Here is an 8947-nt window from a genome sequence, read left to right as displayed (position 1 = left end):
ACCGGCCTTCTTTACGCCCCTCGTGTCCCGCGCTTCGCGCGGTGAAGTTCAAAAAATCGTTCCCGACGTTCGCGAGATAAACGCCTCCCGCTAAAACTCAAATAGTTCGGGACGTAACACCTGATGGCCTTCCTCCGCACACTGTAGCCGAATGATATGTGCTGTTCGATTTCCGCAAGGACGCTGCCTTGGCCTCGTTGGTAGTCGAGCAGCACATATTTTTTACCATGTCATACTTGTTGTTATGGGCTCGAGCCCATAACAACGAAAAAGGCCGGGTGGAACGCGCAATACGTTTCGTACGATCCTCATTCTTTGCAGCCCGCAAGTTCACCGACATTGATGACCTGAACGCACAGGCCGCGCAGTGGTGCGCCACGGTGGCCGCTGATCGTCCGTGCCCCGATGAGCCTGATATTACCGTACGTGAAGCCTTCGAGCGGGAAAAAGGCAGTCTGCTCGCACTGCCTGTCACGGATCGGCGTTATAGAGCCAATCCGTGATCGGCGTAGTGAAGCCACCTGAGGATCGGCGTATTGAAGCCAGTGCATGATCGGCGTAATGGAGCCACTCCATGATCGCCGTAAAGAAGCCACCTGATCCTCAGCGCGCAGGGCCCAGCAGTTCCATGTAAGCGCACGGTTCGAACTTTCACAGTCGGTACGCTTCGTTCTTTTTGAACGGAGCGCCCATGACCAACCGGAGGTTCGAATTGTTTGAGTATCGACACATCATCGTGCGCATGCGACGAGGTGATTCCGATCGCGACATCGCGCGCAGGCGACTGATGGGCAGGAACAAGTTGGCGGTCTTCCGGCAGGAAGCCCAAACGCGCGGCTGGCTCGATCCGGCAAACCCGATGCCGGACGACGCCGAGATTGCTGGCGTCTTCAGCCAGATCCCCAGGCATGTGCCGCGCACCTGTGTCTCGAGCGTGGAACCGTTCCGCGAGCAGATTCGCGGCTGGCTCGCCGCCGGCGTGCAGGGCACGACGATTCACGCTGCCCTGCAACGCAATCATGGCTACACCGGCAGCTACTCTGCGGTGCGGCGCATGGTGGGCCACCTTGCTGCTGAGCGCGGCGTGAGCGCGACGACGATCCTTGACTTCGAGATTGCCGACGCCGCACAGGTGGACTTCGGCGCTGGCCCGGCCCTGACGGTAGATGGCGTGGAACTCAAGACGTGGATCTTCGTCATGACGCTGTGCTGGTCGCGGCATCAGTACGCCGAGATTGTTCTGGATCAAACAGTCGAGACGTGGCTCGCGTGCCACCGGCGCGCCTTCGAATGGTTCGGTGGCTGCCCTGGCCGGGTCATCATCGACAACGCCAAGTGCGCGATCATCAAGGCGTGCCGGTACGATCCAGCCGTGCAACGCTCCTACGCCGCCCTTGCAGAAGCATACGGCTTCAAGATCGATGCCTGCCCACCGCGCGATCCCCAGAAGAAAGGCGTCGTTGAGTCGGGCGTCAAATATGTCAAGAAGTCCTTCGTTCCGTTGCGCGAGTTCCGCGATCGCACGGATGCCAACCGGCAATTACGCGAATGGGTCATGCAGGAGGCGGGAATCCGAACCCACGGTACCACGCAGGAGCAGCCGCTCATGCGCTTCGCGATCGAGAAGCCGCTGCTTGTGTTGCTGCCCGCCGTGCCCCCAGTGCTCTCGGTCTGGGAGAACGTGACGCTTCACCGCGACGGCCATGTGTTCTACCGGTACGCACGGTACTCGGCACCGTACGCGCTGGTCGGCAAGGAACTGTGGTTGAAGGCGACCGATACGGTCATCCAGCTGTTCCACCGGCACGAGCTCGTCGCAACGCACCCTCGGCAACCGCGTGGCGGGCGCCATACCGTCCGGGATCACCAGCCGCCCGAGGCGCAGGCCTGGCTCGAGCACGATCCGCAATGGTGTCTGGCGCGAGCAAAGGAGATCGGCCCGTCGTGCCACGGTGTGATTCTCGCGCTCTTCAACGACGCCGTGCTCGTCAACCTGCGCGGCGCGCAGGGCATCGTCCGGATGCGCAAGAAGGTCGGGGATCAACGCCTGGAGGCGGCCTGTGCACGTGCGCTCGCCTTCCACAGCCCGAAATACAAAACGGTCAAAGGCATCCTCGACAAGGGGCTTGAGGCCGAAACCGTGCCGCAGCAGCCATCGGCCGCCGACAACACTTACCTGAACGGCGGTCGCTTCGGCCGCGACCTCCAGTCCCTGATGATCCACTGACACCATGAATCCGAGCCCCGAACTGAATTCCATCCTCAAACAGCTTCGCCTGTCCGGCATTCTCGATTCGCTCGAGCTGCGTAACCGCGAGGCGATTGACGGACAGATTGCCTACACCGAGTTCCTCGCCATGCTGCTGCACGACGAGGTGGCACGGCGCGAGAACAAAAAACTCGGTACCCGTCTGGCGCGCGCCGGCTTCTCGATGGGCAAGACGCTCGAGTCCTTTGACTTCGATCTGCTGCCCGCGCTGAACCGTTCCTATGTCTACGATCTCGCGGCCGGCCGCTACCTCGACGAGAAGGTTGCGATCCTGATCGCCGGGCAGACCGGCACGGGCAAGAGCCATCTGGCACAGGCACTGGGCCACTGCGCCGCCCGCCAGGGCCGGGACGTGCTGTTCATCTCGCAGACTGAACTGTTCAAGCGGCTGAACGCTGCGCGCGCAACCGGCACCTACGAACGCCGGTTCCAGCAGTACGCCCGGGTGCCGCTGCTGATCATCGACGACTTCGCGCTCAAGCCCCTGCAGACGCCGCAGGACGAAGACTTCCACGATCTCGTCGACGCGCGTTACGAAAAAGCGTCCACGATCCTGACATCGAATTTGCACTTCGACGAATGGGGCGCTGCGTTCCCCAAGAACCGCATTCTCGGCACGGCGACCCTGGACCGGTTACGTCACGGCGCCTACCGGCTCGTGCTCGAAGGTGAAAGTCGGCGTACCCCGAAACCCATGCCTGATCCGCCCCAAAATGCGGTTGCCAAAAACGGCAAAAAACCGCATTCTTGAGCCCGTTCGAATCGGGCGTTTTACACCAGTTCTGCTGGCTCCTTTACGCCGATCATCCCCGGCTCCTTTACGCCGATCCGTGACAGGGATTACAGTAGTCAATTCTTTTCCTGGTTGTGAGTTCGTGCTCTAAATTGTGCAAACGGTAGTGGGGTGCATGTATCGCATGATGCCGCGCGCCTCGTCAGCCAAACCGCGCGTCCAGCCACTCCCGTGCCCAGTTCTTCGCGCAGGCAATCGCATCGTCGCGTACGTCGAAGGCCGCCAGATCACCGCTCAGTTGAACGTCATATTCGCTGCCGTCAGCGCGGCTGCAACTGATGCGGGCATGAGCCATATACTCGCCGTCGGCCCGACGCGGGGTGGGGTCAATGAGGAACCGCGTTGAATTAAAGTGCATTGCTTTCTCGTGTGATTACCGCGCGGCCGCGAGTGGGGTGGAGCACCGCCGGGGAAGGCAGGCCCTGTTACGCATTCAGAAGGGCCATGACATGGCCGGCCTCGCAGTCCGACTCGCAGCGCGGCATCCCGCCGTTGCACAGCAGAGCGCGGACCGACATGAACATCAGCCACGCATGCGCATCGACCTCGCGATGGCCGGCGCGGATGACGCTATCCAGTTCGGCACGCGCTCCCGAGGGAAGAAACCGGTCGATAATGCCTGCACCGTCATGTCGAATCAGCTCCAGCAGCTCAATTCTGCGCATCACCATCCTCCTGTCTTGCGGCATGCCCTGGTGCGAACGTTTGCCAGAGGGCCACGGCGCTGAAGGGACCGCGAATCACGGCTGCAGATCGAGCACACTCGTGTTCTCTGGACAGGTGTCGATGAGGCGCACGGCATATGCAGTCGATGCCCGGCGTGCGTCGCCGGCGTTCTGGAAGGGTGCTCCCTGAGCAAGCCTGAATACACGGCTGCGCGACGTCCCCTCTGAACCTTCCGGCTCCTGAATACGCACGGCGGCATCGAAACCATCTTCGTAGTTGCGCCCGCCCGTTGCCCTGGTGGGACGATGCGGATAGACCAGTGGGTAAATTTCGAGCCCACGGTAGAGACGGAAACCTGTTGTCATGGATTGCCTTTGCGGCCGCATGACTACGCGGCGGATTGGGGAGGGAGTGCGAGCGACCGAATCCAGTCTCTACACGGGTGGCCGCGTCGGTTCGGCCTGCGAAGAAAGTGAGCGGTCCGAATCCCACTGGCAAGGCGGCTGGGGAGGCGCCGGGAACGGCCGTAGAGCAATTGGCGCGTTCATGCTACGCCTGTTGAAGCCTTTGTACAGCTAAACTTCTCTGACGCTCTTCCCGGTCGCGAGGCGCGTGAGACCAATCGACGACGGCCATGCGCCTGGCACGATGCCGGCGACTGGCCGCAGCCAGCGTCCGCGCCCGACGGGTCAACGACGGCGGAACGCGGGCCTTTGCGCTGCGCCGCCGCTGCGCTCGTCCTTATGCCGAAAGTTGATTCTTCCTTTCGTGAGGTCGTACACCGAGAGTTCCAGCGTGACTCTGTCTCCGGCAAGGATGCGGATGTGATTCTTGCGGATACGTCCGGACGCGTACGCACCCACCACGACGCCATTGTCGAGCGTGACGCGGTAGCGGCTGTCCGGCAGCACTTCCTCAACGATACCGTCGAGTTCCAGCAGTTCTTCTTTTGCCATTCAAGGGTCCTGGTTAATTCGCCGGGCGTCGATACGCGACACCTCGACGAGGAGCAAGCCACGAGTGTTGACAGACGCTCAGCGAGCGATGGTGAGTAGCGCGCGGGCGGATGAGCGGCCTCGCGTCGGAAATGTCATGGCCGTCGCCCTGTCCGGGCGGCGAGTCCTGCAGATGAATGGATGAGTCAGACGCGGGGGCCAGCGGTGCCGGTCCTATCAGAATCAGGGCACGTCCAACGAATACTGTTGTCGCCGGCCTCACCTGGCGATCAGTCGGAGGGGGATTCGCAATGAGCCAACGGAGATCTTGTTGCGCGAGGTACAGGGCGAATCAAGCCTCTATTGTAACCGAAGACGGCCATCTCCAGGACCAGCGTTTAAATGGGACAGAATGATGCACCTTGGCGGCAAGGCCGCCGCAAGCCGCAACAACCGGAAATCCAGCGCCGCGTTCTCCATTCGGTATATGGTGCAGTGGTGTAAGCCATCACAAGAATCAACACGTCCCTGGCGAGCCTTCGCTGCGATTTCCGTCCCGATAGAGCACAGCGCCGATCTGCAGGAGGCCGTTCCAGTCGTTCGCGTTCATCGCGCTGTGCTCGCGTGCGAGGTATTCGGTGAGCCAGGTCAGTGAACCAGCTGCGCTTGTCTGGTCGAGGCCCTTCTGCGCGATCTCCTTGAACATATCGAGAATCGCCTCCACGTTGATGTAGGGCTTGTTCATTGCAATCTCCTCATGAATGCTCCGTTTAAGCTGCCATTGGAGCGCACCGACTCCTCGTCGATTTCCCGAATGGAATCCTGCGCGGTTCAGGGCCGTAAAGATCTGAACTGCTGGCGACATGCACCAGCGTACTAGCGTTCGAGACGCTCGGGATCGCAAAGAAGCGCGTTGTCCCGGTCAGGTGGATAAAACGGCACTGCAGCCGCAAGCATCTCGGGAGCCGGCCCCAGAAAAGACCGAAGGAGGGCGGAAGAGGTGAGTGTCAGAGCACGCGGTCGACGACAAATCGCTATCAAACAGCAACGCAAACCAGGCTACGCCTTGTCAACCAGACCGTCAAGCCGCCTCAGCCGCGCGGCAGCACTTTCCGTCGTCGCTGAACGGGAGCAAGGCAAGGGCCCACCATCCGCAGTTCGAAGACCCAACTGCCTGCTGTCGGCAGACTTCATGAGAGCGGCAGCGCGCAGGCTGCAAGTCTGAAACTTTCGCTGTACAAACGGCTGGAGGGGCGTAGCATGAAAAGATCAGTCGACCTGCGACCGATTCCAGCCCGCCTCCTGCACCGTTCACCAGGGATCGAGACGCTCCCCGCCATCGCAGACCACGAAACGCGATCGACCGCCGTTCAGATGTCGAGGCGATCGCGTGCATCCTTATACGCTTTTGCCGCAAAGCATGCGGCCAGAAGGTGACTTCATGACTGCCGCTGTCCGTTTCTACCGTGGACTCGAAATTTGTCCGCTGGTTTATCCGCACCGACCCACCGCCGCCGGATTCGGCCATAACTACGACGAGGGGTTTGACGCCGCCGTACGAATCCTGGAACCGCAGGAGCCCGACGGCACTCAACGTAGCCGGGTGTTCGGTGTCGTAGCCAGCCGGCCGTTCATCAATTCGGGGGATGCGCGTCGTGCATCGATCGAATATGCAGAGCGCCTCATCGATACCTGTACACCGGGCGCGACTTTCCTCGATATGAAGTCCTGAACGTTTTTCTCGCCACAAGATTCAGTATGAACAGAGATGATCTGCGACATTGTCGATGATTTTCTACCCTCGGATGCGAACGTGCTCCAGAAAAGTGCAAACTGTTGATTAACCCGATTTCCGTCTCATTTTCGCAGGGCTTCCATGCATCAAGTTTTCACGCATCGCGGTTTTGAAATTCATGTGAGGCTGACGGAGGCTTCTCCGGGCCTGTACGACGCGGTTTTTCAGATCAAGGGCGGTGTCAATGTCGGCGTGATTGATGAGCTTGGCGCCGAAACAAAGCTTCGTAAAGGGCCTTTTAGCCCGCAAAAGGCGTTTCTAAGCGCACAGCAGGCCGGTCAAACGGCTATCGATGCGGTTATTGGCGAAGACGAGTCGTAAAACCATCGGCGTTTTCTTCAACAACTGGTTGCGGGTTTCGGTTCATGGTGAACGGAGGGATTATGATGACCGTGAGCTAGCGAGCGAAGTCAGCGGCATAGTTGCGAGAAACGATGGGAATCGAGATGGTGAATGGGTATTACGGTCAGGAATGCGAATTTAGCGGACGTGATCGATCATGGCGCATCGCGCCATGAACGAAGTGCAGATCCTGCGCTGAATCAGCAGTAGTGGCGCAGGTTGATCATCGTATAAGCAAGCGTCTTGAACGCGTAGTGAACGTCACTGATGCGTTCGAAGCGCAGCAGCAGGCGGCGAAACTTGTCCTCCCAGGCGAACACGCGCTCAATGGTGCGAAAGCGCTCTTCGAAGATGGCCGCATCGAAGCGGCGCTTGCGACCACGCTTCGAGATTTTGCGTGCACGCGGGTTCTCGGGAATGTTGGGAATCATGCAGCGATTGAAGATCGCCTTGCGGTTAGACCGGCAGTCGTAGACACCCTCGAGACTGACGATGGTACCTTGCAGATCGATGTCAAGGGCGCGCGCAATCTGGCTGAGTCGGGGCAGCGCATCACGCAGCAGGGGTGATTCGTTGCGGTTGCCTGCAGCAGTGACGAACGGTGCGATGACGTTGCAGTGGCGATCGCACAAGGCCACCACCTTGTCGCCTTTCAGATGCTTGTGGCCGCTATACCCGAGGTTATCGCCGCCTTTCTTCGCGACCGTTGTCGTGCCATCGCCGTGAATAACCGTCAGATCAAGCAGTTGGTCATCGTGAAGCCTGGCAACCGAACCGGAAAAGATGGCATCGATACAACCGGCGCGCCGCCAGCGGCGAAACGTCCGGTAGATCCGCGTGTAGTGAATCTCGGGCAGTCCTTGAGCATTCCTGTCGATTGGCAGCATCTTCCATTGACAGCCCATATAGAGGGTTGGCCGGGATTCGTGAAAAATCCGCCACATCTCCGGTCAAGTCACTGATTTAGCGAAAGAAATCGGATGACCGGATCGCACTCCGACAAGGTGCGGTTCCCAATTACCAGTTCGGGTCGGGCCATTCCACGCCTTCCCAGCGCTTCAATTCACGAGGCGACACAGATCCAGCCGTCTGCTGCACGCCCTCGACTCCAAACATGAGGTCAAAACTTGACAACAGGGAGGCAAACCGTTGGTTGCGTTCAGTCTTCGACCAGGAGCAAAACATTGCTCCTCGGCTGTCCAGTTTTTCGAAAATGTCGATGGCGGGATCAAGCCGTAGCCAGTGGTCGATGATGGTTTGCCCCTGCATACCGAAGTCCTCCCGCAAGGCTTCCTCGATGACGGCCTCCAGGGCGTACGTGATTGCCTGATGTCGCCTGGAGTGGTCGAGGTACCCGAGCGAAACTCGTAGCATCCGATGCTGCACGAGAAGGACGGGCCAGAGTATCTCGACCCCGTAGCGCACGCCTATTTCTTCGAAGCCTTCAGGGGCTGCAGGATTTCCCGCTGCTGCTCGTAGGCCTTGCGCACATCGTAGGCCAAACCCAGAAATGGTCCGTCATCCTGACGAAGTAATGGCGAACGGTCATTGACATCGTGATCGACCTCGTGCAGCTCGGTAAGCGAATGGTAGTCGCCGACAAACAGAATGCCCGCGTGATTTTTCAGCAGCTGATAGTCGAGCACAGGTGCCTCCCTCGGCATCAAAACGGCATGAATTCGAAGTCTGACGGTGCGGAAACGACCTTACAGCGCTTCAGCCAGAGCTTCAGATTCTTGATATCTTCGAATGCAGCAAGATCCTGCTCCAGGGTCCGGACATTCAGCCGGAGTTCCTTGAGATCAACTGCAAGGTTTTGCAACACGCCATCGGGAGAAACGGATTCGAATGGATCGATTCCGTAGGCGTAACGGAAAGATGACTCGACGTTAAGGATCTCCTGATCCAGTTCGCGCACCTGCTCCCTCAGGATTGTGTTGTAGTGTTTCAGCCGCTCTTCACTCATGTTGTTGAGGGCATGCTGGTCAATATGCTCGAGTTCGAGCTGCAGTTCCAGCAACTGAAGGAGATGCTATGGGAGCTGTGAAAGCAAATTCGTAGGAGTAAAACGAGAGTCGCAGACTCGTTTTCTTCCGAAGGAGCACACAAAATGGATATGCCTGATACGGCCCTCCACGGTCACGATA

General features: G+C 59.2%; 14 protein-coding genes. 5 read left to right on the top strand and 9 right to left on the bottom strand.

All coding sequences use genetic code 11. The features are described 5' to 3' along the window. Positions 1 to 158: 158 nt before the first annotated feature. The 3 genes from L5014_RS38055 to istB all read left to right on the top strand — a co-directional run bounded on the left by L5014_RS38055 (position 159) and on the right by istB (position 3020). Positions 159 to 503: a hypothetical protein gene (locus tag L5014_RS38055; RefSeq protein ID WP_238469014.1), complete on the top strand. Its 345-nt coding sequence runs from the start codon at positions 159 to 161 to the stop codon at positions 501 to 503. A 209-nt stretch (positions 504 to 712) separates the two neighbouring features. Beyond that, entirely contained in the window at positions 713 to 2227 is a 1515-nt protein-coding gene (gene istA, locus L5014_RS38050) for an IS21 family transposase (RefSeq protein ID WP_238469015.1), read from the top strand. Positions 2228 to 2231: 4 nt separating this feature from the next. Then, complete coding sequence (istB, locus tag L5014_RS38045) at positions 2232 to 3020, top strand: IS21-like element helper ATPase IstB (protein WP_238469013.1); 789 nt, start codon at positions 2232 to 2234, stop codon at positions 3018 to 3020. 184 nt (positions 3021 to 3204) lie between these two features. Here istB and L5014_RS38040 read toward each other — a convergent pair whose 3' ends face one another. From L5014_RS38040 to L5014_RS38020, 5 genes are all read right to left on the bottom strand, one after another. Continuing rightward, positions 3205 to 3420 carry a hypothetical protein gene (locus L5014_RS38040; RefSeq protein ID WP_238469012.1) on the bottom strand — a complete coding sequence of 72 codons (216 nt, stop codon included), beginning with the start codon at positions 3418 to 3420 and terminating at the stop codon, positions 3205 to 3207. A gap of 67 nt (positions 3421 to 3487) precedes the next feature. Next, entirely contained in the window at positions 3488 to 3727 is a 240-nt protein-coding gene (locus L5014_RS38035; protein ID WP_238469011.1) for a hypothetical protein, read from the bottom strand. A gap of 75 nt (positions 3728 to 3802) precedes the next feature. Next, positions 3803 to 4093 (bottom strand): hypothetical protein, encoded by a 291-nt coding sequence (locus tag L5014_RS38030; RefSeq protein ID WP_238469010.1) that lies wholly within the window; start codon positions 4091 to 4093, stop codon positions 3803 to 3805. Positions 4094 to 4417: 324 nt separating this feature from the next. Continuing rightward, complete coding sequence (gene infA, locus L5014_RS38025; RefSeq protein ID WP_238469009.1) at positions 4418 to 4684, bottom strand: translation initiation factor IF-1; 267 nt, start codon at positions 4682 to 4684, stop codon at positions 4418 to 4420. A gap of 496 nt (positions 4685 to 5180) precedes the next feature. Next, positions 5181 to 5408: a hypothetical protein gene (locus L5014_RS38020; protein WP_238469008.1), complete on the bottom strand. Its 228-nt coding sequence runs from the start codon at positions 5406 to 5408 to the stop codon at positions 5181 to 5183. 696 nt (positions 5409 to 6104) lie between these two features. Here L5014_RS38020 and L5014_RS38015 point away from each other — a divergent pair. Both L5014_RS38015 and L5014_RS38010 read left to right on the top strand, forming a co-directional pair. After that, the gene (locus tag L5014_RS38015; RefSeq protein ID WP_238469007.1) at positions 6105 to 6395 is read left to right on the top strand and encodes a hypothetical protein; all 291 of its coding nucleotides are present in this window, start codon (positions 6105 to 6107) and stop codon (positions 6393 to 6395) included. Positions 6396 to 6539: 144 nt separating this feature from the next. Continuing rightward, entirely contained in the window at positions 6540 to 6779 is a 240-nt protein-coding gene (locus L5014_RS38010) for a hypothetical protein (RefSeq protein WP_238469006.1), read from the top strand. 221 nt (positions 6780 to 7000) lie between these two features. Here the strand turns inward: L5014_RS38010 and L5014_RS38005 are convergent, their stop codons facing one another. From L5014_RS38005 to L5014_RS37990, 4 genes are all read right to left on the bottom strand, one after another. Continuing rightward, a complete protein-coding gene (locus L5014_RS38005) occupies positions 7001 to 7687 on the bottom strand; it encodes a transposase (RefSeq protein WP_238469005.1) in 687 nt (228 codons plus the stop codon). A gap of 130 nt (positions 7688 to 7817) precedes the next feature. Then, positions 7818 to 8225: a DUF6904 family protein gene (locus L5014_RS38000; RefSeq protein ID WP_238469004.1), complete on the bottom strand. Its 408-nt coding sequence runs from the start codon at positions 8223 to 8225 to the stop codon at positions 7818 to 7820. 2 nt (positions 8226 to 8227) lie between these two features. Next, positions 8228 to 8446, bottom strand: a complete 219-nt coding sequence (locus L5014_RS37995; protein WP_238469003.1) for a DUF6904 family protein — start codon at positions 8444 to 8446, stop codon at positions 8228 to 8230. 17 nt (positions 8447 to 8463) lie between these two features. After that, the gene (locus L5014_RS37990) at positions 8464 to 8820 is read right to left on the bottom strand and encodes a hypothetical protein (protein ID WP_238469002.1); all 357 of its coding nucleotides are present in this window, start codon (positions 8818 to 8820) and stop codon (positions 8464 to 8466) included. Between the last annotated feature and the right edge of the window lie 127 nt (positions 8821 to 8947).

The sequence above is a fragment of the Paraburkholderia tagetis genome (assembly GCF_022213065.1).
In the GTDB taxonomy this organism is placed as follows: domain Bacteria; phylum Pseudomonadota; class Gammaproteobacteria; order Burkholderiales; family Burkholderiaceae; genus Paraburkholderia; species Paraburkholderia tagetis.
This window is presented reverse-complemented; position numbering and strand designations above follow the sequence as displayed.